The 16,384-nt window shown below is 37.9% G+C and carries 16 protein-coding genes; 15 read left to right on the top strand and 1 reads right to left on the bottom strand.

Features of this window, described 5'->3' with window-relative positions; all coding sequences use genetic code 11:
- The first annotated feature begins 29 nt into the window (after window positions 1–29).
- The 6 genes from ACQKMD_RS09715 to recO are packed head-to-tail and all read left to right on the top strand — an operon-like array spanning window position 30 to window position 5,165.
- Window positions 30–2,159, top strand: a complete 2,130-nt coding sequence (locus tag ACQKMD_RS09715; RefSeq protein WP_427751531.1) for an HD family phosphohydrolase — start codon at window positions 30–32, stop codon at window positions 2,157–2,159.
- 17 nt (window positions 2,160–2,176) lie between these two features.
- Window positions 2,177–2,665 (top strand): rRNA maturation RNase YbeY, encoded by a 489-nt coding sequence (gene ybeY / locus ACQKMD_RS09720; RefSeq protein WP_427751533.1) that lies wholly within the window; start codon window positions 2,177–2,179, stop codon window positions 2,663–2,665.
- Window positions 2,652–3,014 (top strand): diacylglycerol kinase family protein, encoded by a 363-nt coding sequence (locus ACQKMD_RS09725; protein WP_427751535.1) that lies wholly within the window; start codon window positions 2,652–2,654, stop codon window positions 3,012–3,014. Before ybeY ends, ACQKMD_RS09725 begins: the two co-directional genes overlap by 14 nt.
- A gap of 10 nt (window positions 3,015–3,024) precedes the next feature.
- Entirely contained in the window at window positions 3,025–3,432 is a 408-nt protein-coding gene (locus ACQKMD_RS09730) for a cytidine deaminase (protein ID WP_427751537.1), read from the top strand.
- Window positions 3,419–4,330 carry a GTPase Era gene (gene era / locus ACQKMD_RS09735; RefSeq protein ID WP_427751538.1) on the top strand — a complete coding sequence of 304 codons (912 nt, stop codon included), beginning with the start codon at window positions 3,419–3,421 and terminating at the stop codon, window positions 4,328–4,330. The genes ACQKMD_RS09730 and era overlap by 14 nt, the downstream gene beginning before the upstream one ends.
- Window positions 4,331–4,349: 19 nt before the next feature.
- Window positions 4,350–5,165 (top strand): DNA repair protein RecO, encoded by an 816-nt coding sequence (recO, locus tag ACQKMD_RS09740; protein ID WP_427751539.1) that lies wholly within the window; start codon window positions 4,350–4,352, stop codon window positions 5,163–5,165.
- 396 nt (window positions 5,166–5,561) lie between these two features.
- Here the strand turns inward: recO and ACQKMD_RS09745 are convergent, their stop codons facing one another.
- Window positions 5,562–6,944: a glycine--tRNA ligase gene (locus ACQKMD_RS09745; protein ID WP_427751540.1), complete on the bottom strand. Its 1,383-nt coding sequence runs from the start codon at window positions 6,942–6,944 to the stop codon at window positions 5,562–5,564.
- A gap of 325 nt (window positions 6,945–7,269) precedes the next feature.
- Here ACQKMD_RS09745 and ACQKMD_RS09750 point away from each other — a divergent pair, with 325 nt between their 5' ends.
- The 9 genes from ACQKMD_RS09750 (at window position 7,270) to ACQKMD_RS09790 (ending at window position 16,289) form a co-directional block, all read left to right on the top strand.
- Complete coding sequence (locus ACQKMD_RS09750; protein ID WP_427751542.1) at window positions 7,270–7,908, top strand: helix-turn-helix transcriptional regulator; 639 nt, start codon at window positions 7,270–7,272, stop codon at window positions 7,906–7,908.
- A gap of 13 nt (window positions 7,909–7,921) precedes the next feature.
- Window positions 7,922–8,737, top strand: coding sequence for a pyruvate, water dikinase regulatory protein (locus ACQKMD_RS09755; protein ID WP_427751544.1), 816 nt, complete (start codon window positions 7,922–7,924; stop codon window positions 8,735–8,737).
- A gap of 226 nt (window positions 8,738–8,963) precedes the next feature.
- Window positions 8,964–10,784, top strand: a complete 1,821-nt coding sequence (dnaG, locus tag ACQKMD_RS09760) for a DNA primase (RefSeq protein ID WP_427751545.1) — start codon at window positions 8,964–8,966, stop codon at window positions 10,782–10,784.
- A 32-nt stretch (window positions 10,785–10,816) separates the two neighbouring features.
- Window positions 10,817–11,950 (top strand): RNA polymerase sigma factor RpoD, encoded by a 1,134-nt coding sequence (gene rpoD / locus ACQKMD_RS09765; RefSeq protein WP_038186973.1) that lies wholly within the window; start codon window positions 10,817–10,819, stop codon window positions 11,948–11,950.
- A 91-nt stretch (window positions 11,951–12,041) separates the two neighbouring features.
- Complete coding sequence (locus ACQKMD_RS09770) at window positions 12,042–12,605, top strand: hypothetical protein (protein WP_427751548.1); 564 nt, start codon at window positions 12,042–12,044, stop codon at window positions 12,603–12,605.
- Between the two features lie 101 nt (window positions 12,606–12,706).
- The gene (locus ACQKMD_RS09775) at window positions 12,707–13,846 is read left to right on the top strand and encodes an acyl-CoA dehydrogenase family protein (protein ID WP_427751550.1); all 1,140 of its coding nucleotides are present in this window, start codon (window positions 12,707–12,709) and stop codon (window positions 13,844–13,846) included.
- Window positions 13,847–13,992: 146 nt separating this feature from the next.
- Window positions 13,993–14,364, top strand: a complete 372-nt coding sequence (cccA, locus tag ACQKMD_RS09780; RefSeq protein ID WP_427751552.1) for a cytochrome c550 — start codon at window positions 13,993–13,995, stop codon at window positions 14,362–14,364.
- A 108-nt stretch (window positions 14,365–14,472) separates the two neighbouring features.
- Complete coding sequence (locus ACQKMD_RS09785) at window positions 14,473–15,171, top strand: tRNA (adenine(22)-N(1))-methyltransferase (protein ID WP_427751554.1); 699 nt, start codon at window positions 14,473–14,475, stop codon at window positions 15,169–15,171.
- Window positions 15,168–16,289 (top strand): Nif3-like dinuclear metal center hexameric protein, encoded by a 1,122-nt coding sequence (locus ACQKMD_RS09790; protein ID WP_427751557.1) that lies wholly within the window; start codon window positions 15,168–15,170, stop codon window positions 16,287–16,289. The genes ACQKMD_RS09785 and ACQKMD_RS09790 overlap by 4 nt, the downstream gene beginning before the upstream one ends.
- Window positions 16,290–16,384: the final 95 nt, after the last annotated feature.

The raw sequence follows: 16,384 nt of genomic DNA on the forward strand, positions 1-16,384 counted from the left end.
ATGATAGTCTATAGATAGGAGGTGGCTGTATGGATACTTTTATAAAAAAGTTAATGCAGTACTTTCGTTTTCCGGTATTACTTGCCATTATTTTAACAATCACGGGCATTTTGCAATTTTCACTGATGCTTGGGAATGTGAAGGGCGAACATTTCGACTTAAAACTTTTTCAATTATCGCCGGATACGATACGTTCGATGAAGACAGTAGAAGACACTGTAAAAACGGAGGAAGATAGAGAACAGGCAGCTAGCGAGGTAAAACCTGTCTATCATTATTCTGAAGAAATTGCGAAAAATCGTGCATCGATGATTAAGTCGATTTTTGACTATGTTTTAGAAGTGAAAACGTCGATTGAAGATGGAAAAACTAAAAAAGAAAAAGAAGCTGTTATGCAAAGCCGTGTAGCAGAACTACGAGAAAAATTAATTGCATTAAAAACAGATGGTCAAGGTCTACGGTTCACCAATCAAGAATTGATAGCTTTGCTCCAACAAGATAATGATTCTTTGCGAGTAACACGTGATGAATTAACAGAACTTGTAAAAAAGCATTTGTCAGAACCTGTTCGAACTGAGCAAATAGTAGAGACAAAAGAAAAAATTGATAAAGAAATTCGAGAAAAACCTGAATTTCCAAAAGAAATTCGTGCAACACTTGTGTCAATTGGGCGATTTTCTATAACGGAAACAGAAAAGGAAAATTCAGATTTAACAAAGGAACAAGTTGAACAAGCAAAGGCTAATGTTGATCCAACACGTATATTACAAGGGCAAATTATTGTACAAGAAGGACAAGTGATTGATCGTGATGTTTTCCGAGAATTAGAGTTAACGGGAATGTTAGCTGATCATACATCAACTAAACCGATAATGGGCCTATTCTTACTAATCATATTACAAATGGCATTCTTCTTTGCACTGTTCAGTAATTGGAAGGCGGATAAAAAGACCAAAGTCCGTGATCTAATCATTACAGTAACAATTTATTTGCTATCAATTGTCGTGATGGAGTTGTTGAGTCTAATTAAGGATGAATTTGAAGTTATGATAGGGTTCCTTTACCCGGTCGCGATGGCACCAATGCTTATTAGATTACTAGTTAATGAGCGCATCGCAATTATTATAACGATTATGACGGCAGTTGCAGCAGGCGTCATTTTCCAGGAAGGTTATGCTACAGTAATTCAAATGGAAGTATCTTTATATATTATTTTCGGTGGATTAAGTAGCTTGTTTTTCAATAAAGGAATTGAAAAACGTTCGCGAATTTTGCAGACTAGTACGGGTATTGCTATAGCAAATGCGACTTTCATCGGCTTTTATTTATTATTGACACAATCTACATATGGTATGACGGAACTTGCATATTATTTAGTTGCTTCCATCGTTTCTGCCTTATTATCAGGAGCACTTACTTTAGGATTATTACCATTTATCGAATCGGCATTCGGTATTCTTTCATCTTTTAGATTAATAGAGTTAGCAAGTCCAAATCATCCATTACTAAAAAAGATTTTAGTAGAAACACCTGGTACTTATCATCACAGTGTAATGGTAGCGAATCTTGCCGATGCTGCCTGTGAAGCCATTGGAGCAGATGGCTTGCTTGCAAGAGTAGGGTGCTATTATCATGATATTGGAAAGACAAAAAGGCCAGGATTTTTCGTTGAAAACCAAATAGGAGCGATAAATCCTCATGATAGCTTGCCATCAGAAACGAGTCGAGATATTATTATCGCGCATGCTGAAGATGGAGCTAAAATGTTAGAAGCTTATAAAATGCCAAAAGAAATTATCGACATTGCAAGACAACATCATGGGACGAGTCTTTTGAAGTTCTTTTATTACAAAGAGAAGGAAAAAAATCCTGCTGTAATTGAATCTAATTATCGTTACCCTGGACCGAAGCCACAAACGAAAGAAATTGCTATAATAAGTGTAGCGGACAGTGTAGAGGCTGCTGTTCGTTCGATGAAAGAACCAAATGCTGAAAAAATTCAGAAGCTGGTTCATGCCATTGCACAAGATAAATTACTGGATGGACAATTTGATGAATGTGATCTTTCTGTCCGGGAATTAAAAAAGATTGAAGCAGTTTTTTGTGAAACGCTAAATGGTATCTTCCATTCACGTATCGAATATCCGAAGCCAAAATAAGCCTAGGAGGCAACTATATGAGTTTAAATATTGATTTTTTAGATGAAACATCAAAAGTAAAGGATTCTGATATCGAGCTAGTAGAGAAATTACTACAACACGCTGCGACAGTTGAACATATTGAAGATGAAACGGAATTATCCGTGACATTTGTTACGAATGAAGCAATCCATGTAATTAACCGTCAATATCGCCAAAAAGATGCACCAACAGATGTTATCTCCTTTGCCCTTGAAGAAATGGGAGAAGGAGAAGTGGAAATTATTGCTGAAGGCATGCCACGTATTTTAGGTGATATTATTATTTCAATCGATCGTACACAAGAACAAGCGGATGAATACGGACATTCATTTGAACGAGAATTAGGCTTTTTAGCTGTACATGGCTTTTTACATTTACTTGGCTATGACCATATGGAGCCTGAAGATGAAAAAGTAATGTTTGGCAAACAAGATGAAATTCTTGAATCTTACGGCTTAAGCCGTGATGCTTATGAACGTCAGTAAATTTCTAAAATCATTTCAGTATGCATTTCAGGGGATATTGCATGCATTTAAAGAACAGAATTTTCGCTTCCACGTGTTAGCAGCCATCGTTGTTATTAGCGTAGGTTTGCTAACAGGATTATCTCAAATGGAGTGGTTTGTGATAATTATTGTTATTGCTATTATGCTGACCCTTGAAATGATTAACACGGCTATTGAGCGAGTAGTAGATCTTACTACAACAGAAATACACCCTCTTGCCAAACAGTCGAAAGATCTTGCTGCAGGTGCTGTACTTGTATTTGCTTGTGCAAGTGCTATAATCGGGATACTCATCTTTTTGCCTAAGTGGATGAATTATTTTACATGAGGTGATTCTTATGGATAAGCATCAATTAATAGAAGAGTCAAAACTAGGACGCGAAAATGCCCATGTCCCTTATTCAAAATTTAAAGTCGGTGCATCTCTACTAACAAAAGAAGGTAAAGTTTACCGTGGATGCAATATTGAAAATGCAAGTTACAGTATGACAAATTGTGCAGAACGTACTGCTATTTTCAAGGCTATTTCAGAAGGCGAAAATGAATTTACTGCGCTAGCTGTTGTTGCAGATACAGAAGGACCATGCTCACCATGTGGAGCTTGTCGCCAAGTTATTGCTGAATTTTGCGAACCAGATATGCCAGTTTACTTAACAAATTTAAAAGGCGATGTTCAAGAAACCACAGTTCGTGAACTTTTACCAGGTGCCTTTACACCGGAGGATTTAAGGAATGCAGGAAAATAATCAATTCAAATCAGGCTTTATTTCAATTATTGGTAGACCAAACGTAGGGAAATCAACGTTTCTGAATCGTGTTATAGGTCAGAAAATCGCCATTATGAGTGATAAACCACAAACAACACGAAACAAAGTACAAGGTGTTTTAACACAAGATGATAGCCAAATGGTATTCATCGATACACCAGGAATTCATAAACCAAAACATAAATTGGGAGAATTCATGTTAAAAGTGTCTAAAAACACTTTGCGAGAAGTTGATGTCATTATGTTCATGGTCAACGCAACCCAAAAGTTAGGCAAAGGGGATCAGTTCATTTTAGAAATGCTTGAAGGTAACGAAACACCTGTCTTTTTAGTAATCAATAAAATCGACCAAGTGCACCCTGATAACTTATTACACACAATTGAAGATTATAAAGCTGAATATGATTTTGCTGAGATTATTCCAATTTCTGCGCTAGATGGTAATAATGTTGATCGTTTGCTTGAAACAATCACAAAATATTTACCAGAAGGACCGCAATATTACCCAGCTGATCAAGTAACAGACCATCCAGAGCGCTTTATCATTTCAGAATTAGTACGTGAAAAAGTATTGCACTTAACACGTGAAGAGATTCCACATTCAATCGCAGTGCAAGTGGATAAAATTGCGAAAGATGAAGAAAAAGATATGATACGTGTAATGGCTACAATTATTGTAGAACGCGATTCACAAAAAGGGATTGTCATTGGTAAACGAGGTGCCCTTTTGAAAGAAGTCGGAATCCGTGCACGTAAAGACATAGAAATGCTTTTAGGCAGTAAAGTGTACTTAGAACTTTGGGTCAAAGTACAAAAAGACTGGCGTAACAAATCTTCTCAATTACGTGATTTTGGTTTCCGAGAAGACGAATATTAAGTTAGGGATGTGAAGGCAATTGCTGAATAAATGGGAAGGCATTGTCTTAAAAACACAACCATATGGCGAGACCAATAAAATAGTCACGTTTATGACGCGAGAAGCTGGAAAGGTGACGGCTATGGCTCGCGGTGCGAAAAAACCATCAAGCCGTTTAGCTTCTGTTACACAACCTTTTACATATGGTTCCTTTTTAATACAGCAAGGACGTGGAATGGGGACAGTGCAACAAGGTGAACCTATTGAATCAATGCGTCATATTCGTGAAAATATTGTAGCGACCGCCTATGCTAGTTATACAGTTGAACTTGTCGACCGTTTGATTGAATCAGAAAAAGCTGAACCCTATGCTTTTGAAGTATTAGTGCAAGCATTACGTGCCATTGAAGAAGGTTATGATTCAGAAGCGATTTCTTTGTTTGTAGAATGGAAAATGCTCCCCTTTACTGGTGTTCAACCAATATTGCATGAATGCGCAAGTTGTAGTGCAGTTGATGGAGAATTTGCATTTTCATTTACACAAGGGGGCTTCCTTTGTCATCGTTGCTTCCACCAGGATCCGTATATAATACGCCTTTCACCAACTCAGTTAAAGCTTATTAGAATGTTTTACAGTGTACCTATTGAAAAGATAGGGAAACTGACGTTGAAAAAAGAAACAAAGAAATTTATTAAAAAAATTATCACAACAATTTATGAGGAACAAACAGGTCTGCGCTTAAAATCAAAAGCATTCATTGAGCAGCTTGAAAGAACCCCTCAACTATTCGGAGCGGATTTCGAATCTAAAAAAGAAGCATCCGAAGAAACAGAAAACCCACAAGCTGAAGATTAATCAGCTTGTGGGTTTTTGTTTGTTTTAGACGATAAAATGAGTTTCTAAGGACTTAAATGTTCTGTTAAATAACAATCAACTAGGTTAGTGCAACAATCATACAAGGTAGCGCAACAATCGACGGGCTTAGTGCAACAATCATATCCAGCTTCAGGCGCTAGACTCTCGAGGTCACTTTCACTTTCTCGGACAAAAGCTGAAAAGACGCTTTTGATTCGAAAGTTCCAGTGCTAGTCGAGTCTGACCGAGCGCCTTCAGCATTTAAGAAAGATATCCAGCTTCAGGCGCTAGACTCTCGAGGTCACTTTCACTTTCTCGGACAAAAGCTGAAAGACGCTTTTGATTCGAAAGTTCCAGTGCTAGTCGAGTCTGAACGAGCGCCTTCAGCATTTAAGATTAAAATTCAAGATGTTTTGCGATATAACCTTTAACATCTGTAATCGGCATACGAACTTGTTCCATAGAATCGCGGTGACGTACGGTTACTTGACCATCTTCTACTGAGTCGAAGTCGTAAGTGATACAGAATGGTGTACCAATTTCATCTTGGCGACGGTAGCGTTTACCGATTGATTGAGATTCGTCATAATCCACTGGGAATTCTTTACGAAGATCAGCCCAAACGTCATTAGCTTGCTCTGCTAATTTTTTTGAAAGTGGTAAGACTGCTGCTTTGAATGGTGCCAAGGCAGGGTGGAAGCGAAGGACTGTACGTTTGTCGTCGTTCTCTAATTCTTCCTCATCATATGCATCACATAAGAATGCAAGTGTTACACGGTCTGCTCCTAATGATGGTTCGATACAATATGGTACATAGCGTTCGTTCGTAACTGGATCGATATAAGTGAAATCTTCACCTGAATGTTCCATATGACGTTTTAAATCAAAGTCTGTACGAGATGCTACACCCCAAAGTTCGCCCCAGCCAAATGGGAATTGGAATTCGATGTCCGTCGTTGCATTTGAGTAGTGAGAAAGTTCATCGTCTGCGTGATCACGTAGGCGCATGCTGCTTTCAGACATACTTAAGTTTAATAACCAGTTTTTACAGAAGTCTTTCCAGTAAGCATGCCACTCTAATTCAGAACCTGGTTTACAGAAGAATTCAAGTTCCATTTGTTCAAATTCACGGGTACGGAAAGTAAAGTTCCCTGGTGTAATTTCGTTACGGAAAGATTTTCCTACTTGTGCAATACCGAATGGTGTACGTTTACGCATTGAACGTTGAACGTTTTTGAAATTCACGAAAATACCTTGTGCTGTTTCAGGACGTAGGAAAATCTCGTTTGTTGAAGATTCAGTTACGCCTTGGAATGTTTTGAACATTAAATTGAATTGACGGATATCAGTAAAATCTTGTTCGCCACAATCTGGACATTTCACGTCATATTCACTCATTACTTCAGCCATTTTATCCAAAGGTAAACCATCTACGATAATTTCTTGACCTTGTGCTAATGCAGCATCTTCGATTAATTTATCTGCACGATGGCGAGATTTACATTTTTTACAGTCAACCATTGGGTCATTGAAGTTACCAACATGACCAGATGCTACCCAAGTTTTTGGATTCATTAGGATAGCGGCGTCAAGACCAACATTATATTGTGATTCTTGTACGAATTTTAGCCACCATGCTTTTTTTACGTTGTTTTTTAGTTCTACACCAAGTGGGCCGTAATCCCAAGTGTTTGCTAATCCGCCGTAGATTTCAGATCCAGGGAATACGAATCCACGATGTTTTGCTAAGCTAACGATATTTTCCATTGATTTTGCCATGAAAATCCCTCCATAAAGTAATTTAAAATAAGAAAGCACCCGTCTCCGGGCACAATGCCCGGGGACGAGTGCGTAATGACCCGCGGTTCCACCCCGATTGACTAAGACCAAACTTAGTCCTCTTTAAAAAAATTAGCTCCCGGTTGCCGTTTCTCATTTCGTGTAGGCTTTCACGATCCCTACTCGCTATGTTTTAAAATGATACTTATTTTCCGTTCATCGCTTATATGATTTGAACACATTGTAACATGCGTTTCTTTTCTTAGCAATATACATTGAAATAGTATATAATTATCAAGTATTGAGTATAACACTTTTTGAGGCGGTGAGTCCAATAGAACTCAACAAACGTCAGGATGAGATCTTAGAAATTGTTAAAGGAAACGGCCCTATAACGGGAGAACAAATTGCTGAGCGGCTTTCACTGACTAGAGCGACACTAAGACCAGATCTAGCCATACTAACAATGGCAGGTTATTTAGATGCTAGACCACGTGTGGGTTATTTTTATTCTGGTAAAAAGACAGGTCAAGCTGTTATAGATAGCATGATGAATATGAAAGTGAAAGATTTCCAGTCAATTCCAATTGTAGTATCTGAGAATATTTCAGTATATGATGCCATCTGTCAGATGTTTCTAGAAGACGTTGGAACTCTTTTTGTTGTAGACAAAAACGCATTCTTGACAGGTGTCTTATCAAGGAAAGACTTACTTCGCACAAGTATTGGAAATCAGGACTTAAATAACATTCCAGTACATATTATAATGACAAGAATGCCTAATATTGCATTTTGTATGAAGTCAGATGGGTTGATTCAAGCTGCCAATAAGCTTATTGAAAGACAAATTGATGCGTTACCTGTCGTCCTTGAACATCCCGATGGCTACGAAGTCATAGGTCGGCTAACAAAAACAAATATTACGCGAGCATTTTTATCGCTTGCTGATAATCATGATTTGTGAGGTGATGCATCCAATGAATAAATTAGCCGTATTTATCGTTTCTGATTCAGTTGGAGAGACAGGAGAACTTGTCACAAAAGCTGCAATCAGCCAATTCAGACCTGGTATGCAGGATACTTTTTTGAAGCGTTTCCCTCATGTAGAGAGTTTGGAACAGTTAAAAGAAATTGTTCATTTAGCTACTGAACAAGGTGCCATAATCGTCTATACACTTGTAAAAGATGAAATGCGTTCTTATGTACAACATTTAAGTGATAACATGTTTGTTCCGGCGATTGATTTGATGGGACCACTAATGGGGAAATTGGAAGAAACTTTAAAAATTGAGCCTGTAGAAGAGCCAGGATTAGTACGAAAATTAGATGATGATTATTTTAAAAAGATTGAAGCAATTGAATTTGCAGTTAAATACGATGATGGTAGGGACCCTAGAGGCTTATTACTAGCAGATATAGTGCTTGTAGGAGTTTCACGTACATCAAAAACTCCATTATCTCAGTATTTAGCTCATAAGCGTTTTAAAGTTGCAAACGTACCACTCGTTCCCGAAGTTGAGCCACCTGAGGAATTATTCTTAGTGGATTCTCAAAAATGTTTTGGGCTTGTAATTTCGCCTGAAAAGTTGAATAATATAAGAAAAGAGCGTTTGATTGCACTTGGATTGAACGACGGTGCGAATTACGCAAAACTTGATCGAATCAATGAAGAAATTGTACATTTCCGAAAAGTAGTCAATCGCATCGGGTGTCATGTCATTGATGTGACAAACCGCGCTGTAGAAGAGACTGCAAATGATATACTTCACCGCATTCAATTATCGAAAAAGTGATATAAGTATGCAAGCCGCCCCGTATCTGGGGAGGTTTTTTTGTTTGTATATATAAAAAAGTGATAGATTTTTCAATTGAAATGTTTTATAATAAAGAATTGTGGTAAAAATGTATTTAAGTATTTTTACCTTTCCATAATAAAATATAAAATTTTTTGTCGAAATATGCAGGACTTTTTAATGATTATCTCGAATTCAGTTATTAGCAAGTAAAGATGGTGATGGAATGGCTCAAAGAATACCTGAAGAAATTATTGAACAAATTCGTTCACAGGCAGATATAGTTGATGTCATCAATGATTATGTGCAGTTGACGAAGCGAGGCAGAAACTGGTTTGGTTTATGTCCGTTTCATGGTGAATCAACACCTTCTTTTTCTGTTTCAACAGATAAACAAATATTCCATTGCTTTGGTTGCGGAGCTGGAGGGAACGCCATTACATTCTTGATGGATATCGATCATATTCCATTCCAAGAGGCGGTTGCTAAGCTAGGTGATCGTGTGGGCGTTCATGTAGAGGTATCAACTACTGAGGAACAAACGCACCCTATTTCTAAAGAAGAAGGGCGGATGAAAGAAGCTCATGCTTTTGCTGCTGAATATTATCAGCACCTCCTCCTCAATACTGAGGAAGGAGAAAAAGCTCTTATATATTTGCAACAAAGAGGATTTACAAAGGAACTTATAGAATCTTATGGCATTGGCTGGTCCTTACCACATTGGGATTCGCTTACCCAACTGTTAAAACGAAAAGGTTTCGAATTAGCAGAAATGGAACAATGTGGACTCATTATTCAAAAGGAAGAGGGTTCAGGATGGTTTGACCGCTTTCGGGAAAGAATAATGTTTCCTATAAAAGATGAGAGCGGGAGAATAATCGCTTTCTCAGGACGGATAATAGACAATACGGGAGAAGACGCCAAGTATTTGAATAGTCCAGAATCACCCATTTTCCATAAAGGGCAAATCCTATATAATTTAGATCAGGCTCGACCGATTATTCGTAAAGAACGAAAGATTGTATTATTTGAAGGCTTTATGGATGTTCTATCAGGAAAAAAGGCAAATGTTCATAATTCTGTTGCTACAATGGGAACAGCACTTACGATGCAACATTTGAACAAGATAAAACGTCTAGCTGAACGTATCATTGTTTGTTATGACGGTGATAAAGCTGGCTGGGAGGCTGCTAAGCGAGCTGCGGAAATGTTACACGCAGAAAAGATGAAAGTAGATGTGGCAGTACTCCCAACAGGACTTGATCCGGATGACTATATAAAGCAGTTTGGAGAAGACTCTTTTAAATCTAAGATTATTGAAGAACCGCTAAGTTATATAGCATTTATGCTAATGGTTGCTAGAAGGAATAAAAACTTCCAATTTAATAACGATATATTGCAATATGTGGATGAAGCCTTGAACTATTTAGTTGGAGGAATATCACCAATTGAGAAAGAATTATATATAAAGCAAATATCAACAGAAACGAATATTTCAGAAGACACGCTAAACATGCAACTTCGCCAAAAGGAAGGACAGCTTGCTCAAAACTCAAAAAGAAAAGAGCAGCAGCAACAACAGTCCCCTGCGCCGCAAATGCAGCTCCCTAAAAAGAAAATCACAGCGATAGATCGTGCTGAAAGATTACTCCTAGCACACATGTTACATAACATTGACGTTGTTGATCGTGTACGTTTAGCGGAGCAAGAACCATTTGTAAGAGATGATTATTTAGCGGTTTATGTACATCTCATTGGTTTCTATGAAAACCATCAGAAATCAGATTATCAGCGATTCGCTGAGATTCTAGAAGATAGTGAATTACGAAAAATTGCAATGGAAGCAGCTTTAGCAGATCGTGATCCAGAGCATCTCGAAGAAGAGATCGCGGATTGCTTGAAACAAGTTCAAAAGTATAAAATTGAGCAGCAGATTCAAGATAAGAATCACGCATTAAAAGAAGCGGAGAAAATGCATGATTTCGGAAATGCATTAAAGCTTTCACAAGAAGTAATTGATTTAAGAAAATCGTTATCGGCAATGTGATGCGGATTCGGTTGTTGAAGGAGGAAATACCTATGGCAGACAAGTCTAAAAATATTAAACCAGTGGTTGAACATGAACATACACTAGAAGAAGCAAAAAAACTTTTAGTAGATTCGGGTAAAAAGAATGGTGAATTAACTTACCTAGAAATTGCAGATAAACTACAATCCTACGAAATGGAAGCAGATCAGGTAGAAGAATTTATCGAGCAATTAGAATCTAAAGGTATTGAACTTGGTGGTAAAGACGGTGATGAGGAAAATCTTGATCGTCTATTAAAAGGTAGTGCAGCTGAAGAGACGTTTGACTTAAATGATTTAAGCGTACCTCCAGGTGTTAAAATCAATGACCCTGTAAGAATGTACCTAAAAGAAATTGGTCGCGTAGATTTATTAAGTGCTAAAGAAGAAATTGCACTTGCTGAACGCATTGAACAAGGTGATGACGAAGCACGTAAAAGATTAGCAGAAGCCAACTTACGACTTGTAGTAAGTATCGCTAAACGTTATGTTGGTCGTGGTATGCTATTCCTTGATTTAATACAAGAAGGTAATATGGGGCTTATCAAAGCAGTTGAAAAATTTGACTATCGCAAAGGATTCAAATTTAGTACGTATGCAACTTGGTGGATTCGTCAAGCTATTACACGTGCAATTGCTGACCAAGCAAGAACAATTCGTATTCCAGTGCACATGGTTGAAACGATTAATAAACTAATTCGTGTACAACGACAACTTTTACAAGACTTAGGTCGTGAACCATCTCCTGAAGAAATAGGAGAAGAAATGGACTTAACTCCTGAAAAGGTTCGTGAAATCTTGAAAATCGCACAAGAGCCAGTTTCACTAGAAACGCCAATTGGTGAAGAAGATGATTCACACTTAGGAGACTTTATAGAAGACTCAGAAGCGCAATCACCATCTGATCATGCAGCTTATGAATTACTAAAAGAACAATTAGAAGATGTACTTGATACATTAACTGATCGTGAAGAAAATGTATTACGTTTACGTTTTGGCTTAGATGACGGGCGTACTCGTACACTTGAAGAAGTAGGGAAAGTATTTGGAGTTACACGTGAACGTATTCGTCAAATCGAAGCGAAGGCACTAAGAAAATTGCGCCATCCTTCTAGAAGCAAACGTTTAAAAGACTTCTTAGAATAGTCCTTAAGGCACTCCTTTACAGGGGTGTCTTTTTTATATAAATAAGGTAAAATTATGGATGAAATTGGTTTTTTAGTTGGAGGAATACTAGATGAAGAATCAACGAAAAGAAACAATCCTTAATGAAATCTTATTTTGGAAAGAAAATAACTTATTACCGGAACATTATTGCGATTTTTTATCCGCCTTATATGCGGAAGGGGAAGAGTTATCTTCTACTGAACTTAAAATTAGCTCTAAAAATGCTATTCTTTCAAAAGAGCGTTCTAACAAACTATTGGTAATAGGCTTATTAGGAGTAAGTACAATTTCCTTACTTGTTCTTTTATTTTTATTGAGCGCGAAATTTGTTATTTTACCTATTATTATCGCATCTATTGCAATCTTTAGTTTACTAGTTTATGTTTTTAAATTTGCATCACAAAAAGGTGTTTTATCCACATTCGCATTTGCTGCGGCAGCGCTATTATTACTCGGAACCTCAGTCAGAATTGTAGAAGTCTACTTACCAGATAGCCCACAAGCGATGCATATGGCGCTTATATCAAATTGTGTTTTATGGCTAATTTCAGGTAAATGGATGAAACTAATCTACTTTTTGATATCTGGAGCAGGTGGATTATTAATTATTTTTACATACATATTATTCTTCTAATATTTTCATATTTTCTCGTTAAATGCGTTTTATTCTATGAATATACAATTTTCTTCTGTATAATCTAATGTGTAAGCGTATTCACAAAGGGGAGTGTTTGTATGAATTTTGATCTTACATCAGAACAGCAAATGATTCACAAAACAATGAAGGAGTTTGCTGATGAAGTGGTAGCACCAGGAGCAATTGAACGCGATCGCACGAAAGTTTTTCCAAAGGAGATTTTCAAACAGCTTGCTGACATGGGGATGATGGGCTTGCCGTTTGAAGAAGAGTACGGCGGAGCAGGAGCAGACACAACGAGCTTTGCCATTGTGACTGAAGAATTGAGCCGAGCATGTGCCTCTACAGGAATTACATATTCCGCTCATATTTCACTAGGTGGAGCTCCACTGCACTTATTTGGTACAAAAGAGCAAAAGAAAAAATATTTAGCACCTATTTGCACAGGAGAATCATTCGGGGCATTCGGATTAACAGAACCAAATGCTGGATCTGATGCCGGAGGTACTGAAACACAAGCAAAAGAAGATGGGCAAGATTTAGTTATAAACGGTAGCAAAGTGTATATTACTAACGCTAGCTATGCCAAACATTTAGCCTTAACTGCTATTACAGATATACAAGATGGAAAAAAAGAAATTAGCGCCATTATTGTTCCGACGGATGCGGAGGGTTTTACCGTTTTAGATCGATACGAAAAAATGGGCTTAAATGCATCCAACACAACAGAACTAATTCTTGAAAATGTACGTGTACCGCAAGAAAACTTACTTGGTAAAAAGGGGCATGGCTTCCGTCAATTCCTTGTCACACTAGATGGTGGACGAATTGGTATTGCAGCTATGGCAGTGGGAATCGCTCAGGCTGCTTTCGAGCGAGCGCTCAGTTACTCAAAAGAACGCAAGCAATTTGGTCAAACGTTATCTTCTTTCCAAGTGACACAATTTAAACTTGCAGATATGGCGATGAAAATAGAATTGGCGAGAAATATGGTATACAAGGCATCTTGGTTAAAAGACGAAGGTAAACCTTTTACAAAAGAGGCGGCTATGGCAAAGTTATATGCGTCGGAAGTAGCTATGGAAATTACTGATCAAGCGATTCAGATTCACGGTGGCTACGGCTACATGAAAGAATATGAAGTTGAGCGCTATTTGAGGGATGCAAAACTGCTAGAAATTGGGGAAGGAACCTCTGAAGTACAAAGGATGGTAATAGCTCGTCAAATTGGATGTTAATGTGACGAATATGGCAATTTTGTCACATTCGGCCGAAAAACTACCCTTTAGGTCTTTTCGTTTTCAATAGAATGAAGTACAATATTAATTGTTGACTGATTCTATTTATTTAGAAATAAGACTGAACTTATGAGGAGGGTTATTTGATGAAAAAGAATCCGATTATTCCGTATATCCTAATTATGGCTTTTGGTATCGGTTTGATTTTCTTCATGTCTCTTGATGGAGCAGACAAAAAAGAAGAAATCGCAAAAGGCGATGAACCTAAAACTGAAGAATCTGGTAAAGGTAAAGAAGCAGCAGGTGAATTTGATCCTGAAGCATTCGCTGCAAGCAAATGTATTTCTTGCCACGGTGAAAACCTAGAAGGCGGTTTTGGACCAAACTTACATGGTACTGGTTTATCAGCAGATAAGGCTAAAGATATTCTTCAAAACGGTAAAGGTGGCATGCCTGGTGGTTTAGTACCAGCAGATAACCTTGATGCTATGGCTAAATATATTGCTGATTTGAAATAATTAAATCACTATATTTACAAGAGCCCTTATTCTCCTTAGAGGATAAGGGTTTTTCTATGCAAAAATGCATATTTTCGTTACAATACAACATGAAAGGAGGCTTCTGCCATGAACGCACAAAAACTATCAAAACGACTAGAAACCGTTGCAAAATTCGTTCCACAAGACGCTATAGTAGCTGATATTGGTAGTGATCATGCTTATTTACCTTGCTATCTTGTACATAACAATATCGCTAAGAGTGCTATTGCAGGCGAAGTAGTAAAGGGTCCTTATGAATCAGCATGCCATGAAGTCCAAAAAGAACAACTAACAACTAAAATTACTGTAAGACTTGCAGACGGCCTGGCAGCAATCGAACCAGGGGACGGCATTACTGCCATTACAATTGCTGGAATGGGCGGACCACTAATCACGTCTATTTTAGAAAAGTATCCCTTGGCACTAGAAGGTGTCGAGCGTCTAATTCTACAGCCAAATATACACGCAAAAGTCATTCGTGAATGGGCATTACAAAATAGTTGGAAAATTATCAATGAGGTTATCCTTTTAGAGGACGAAAAACTTTATGAAATTCTTGTATTAGAACGAGGAGAAATGATTTTAAGCGAACTTGATAAGTTACTTGGTCCAGTATTAAAGCAACAACATACTGATGTCTTCCACAGTAAATGGACAAGAGAAGTTGAACAATGGGGCAATGTTCGCGAAGCATTACAAAAAGCTGAACAAACAACTGAAATTTTAGCGAAATCAGCAGAGCTAGCACATTTAATTGAAGTAGTTGGGGAGGTACTGAAACGATGAAAAAAACCAATGGTCAAGAAATCATTCAGCTGTTCGAAAATTGGTCTCCAAAAAAGTTAGCTGTAATGGACAATGATCCAATCGGTCTTCACGTGGGTAACCTAAACAAACCTGTCACAAAAGTTCTAGTCACACTTGATGTCAATGATGTGGTCGTGGATGAAGCAATTGCAGCTGGTTGTGAACTTATCATCGCTCATCACCCACCTATTTTCCGGAAGCTCTCAACACTCCGAACAGATACACCACAAGGAAAGCTATTCGAAAAATTAATTAAAAATGATATCGCAGTGTATGCTGCCCACACAAATCTAGATGTCGCTGAAGGCGGTGTAAACGATTTGCTTGCTGAAGCGCTAGGCTTACAAAATTATGAGGTACTAGTACCAACATATAGTGAAGAAATGTTTAAGCTAGCAGTGTTCGTTCCAGTTGAACAAGCAGAACAACTTCGTGAAGCACTTGCTAAAGTAGGAGCTGGACAAATCGGAAACTACGACTCATGTAGCTATACAATCCAAGGAGAAGGGCGTTTCCGTGCACTTGCTGGAGCAACACCTTTCACCGGTGAAGTAGGCGAATTACACATCGAACAAGAAGTTAAAATTGAAGTCGTTGTCCCTAAATCAATCAAAAATAAAGTGCTTCGCGCGATGCTAAACAGCCATCCATATGAAGAACCGGCTTATGATGTTATTCCGCTAGAGACAGCAGCAAAAGAAATGGGACTTGGTCGTATTGGTAAACTACCATCATCAATGACACTTAAACAATTTGCAGAACATGTGAAAGTATCCCTTCAAGTTCCTGCTGTACGCGTAGTAGGCGATCTTACATCAAGTGTTTCGAAAATTGCAGTACTTGGCGGAGACGGTAACAAATATATCCATTCAGCAAAACGTGCTGGAGCAGATGTATATGTAACCGGTGATATGTATTTCCACGTTGCACAAGATGCAGAAGCAATCGGGCTTCAAATTGTAGATCCAGGCCATCATGTCGAAAGCGTTATGAAGGTAGGCGTAGCTAATAAAATGCAAAACCTATGCCAACAACAAAAACTAGACTGTGAATTTATCCCATCTAAAATCTCAACTGAACCATTTCAATTCGTTTGATTTTAGATGAAAAAATGAATTGTGACTTCTGCCAAAAGTAGTTTTGGTAGGAGTTTTTTTGTTGAATCGGATTAAGATAGGGTTGGGTTTGCAGA

Source organism: Viridibacillus sp. NPDC096237 (assembly GCF_050278625.1).
In the GTDB taxonomy this organism is placed as follows: Bacteria; Bacillota; Bacilli; order Bacillales_A; family Planococcaceae; genus Viridibacillus.

Excerpts from the sequence above, each read along its gene's own strand:
- ACQKMD_RS09745 (WP_427751540.1), bottom strand. The coding sequence starts at position 6,944 with ATGGCAAAATCAATGGAAAATATCGTTAGCTTAGCAAAACATCGTGGA.
- ACQKMD_RS09725 (WP_427751535.1), top strand. The coding sequence starts at position 2,652 with ATGAACGTCAGTAAATTTCTAAAATCATTTCAGTATGCATTTCAGGGG.
- ACQKMD_RS09730 (WP_427751537.1), top strand. The coding sequence starts at position 3,025 with ATGGATAAGCATCAATTAATAGAAGAGTCAAAACTAGGACGCGAAAAT.
- ACQKMD_RS09770 (WP_427751548.1), top strand. The coding sequence starts at position 12,042 with ATGAAGAATCAACGAAAAGAAACAATCCTTAATGAAATCTTATTTTGG.
- cccA (WP_427751552.1), top strand. The coding sequence starts at position 13,993 with ATGAAAAAGAATCCGATTATTCCGTATATCCTAATTATGGCTTTTGGT.
- ACQKMD_RS09755 (WP_427751544.1), top strand. The coding sequence starts at position 7,922 with ATGAATAAATTAGCCGTATTTATCGTTTCTGATTCAGTTGGAGAGACA.
- dnaG (WP_427751545.1), top strand. The coding sequence starts at position 8,964 with ATGGCTCAAAGAATACCTGAAGAAATTATTGAACAAATTCGTTCACAG.
- ACQKMD_RS09785 (WP_427751554.1), top strand. The coding sequence starts at position 14,473 with ATGAACGCACAAAAACTATCAAAACGACTAGAAACCGTTGCAAAATTC.
- ACQKMD_RS09790 (WP_427751557.1), top strand. The coding sequence starts at position 15,168 with ATGAAAAAAACCAATGGTCAAGAAATCATTCAGCTGTTCGAAAATTGG.
- ACQKMD_RS09775 (WP_427751550.1), top strand. The coding sequence starts at position 12,707 with ATGAATTTTGATCTTACATCAGAACAGCAAATGATTCACAAAACAATG.
- ACQKMD_RS09715 (WP_427751531.1), top strand. The coding sequence starts at position 30 with ATGGATACTTTTATAAAAAAGTTAATGCAGTACTTTCGTTTTCCGGTA.
- ybeY (WP_427751533.1), top strand. The coding sequence starts at position 2,177 with ATGAGTTTAAATATTGATTTTTTAGATGAAACATCAAAAGTAAAGGAT.
- rpoD (WP_038186973.1), top strand. The coding sequence starts at position 10,817 with ATGGCAGACAAGTCTAAAAATATTAAACCAGTGGTTGAACATGAACAT.
- era (WP_427751538.1), top strand. The coding sequence starts at position 3,419 with ATGCAGGAAAATAATCAATTCAAATCAGGCTTTATTTCAATTATTGGT.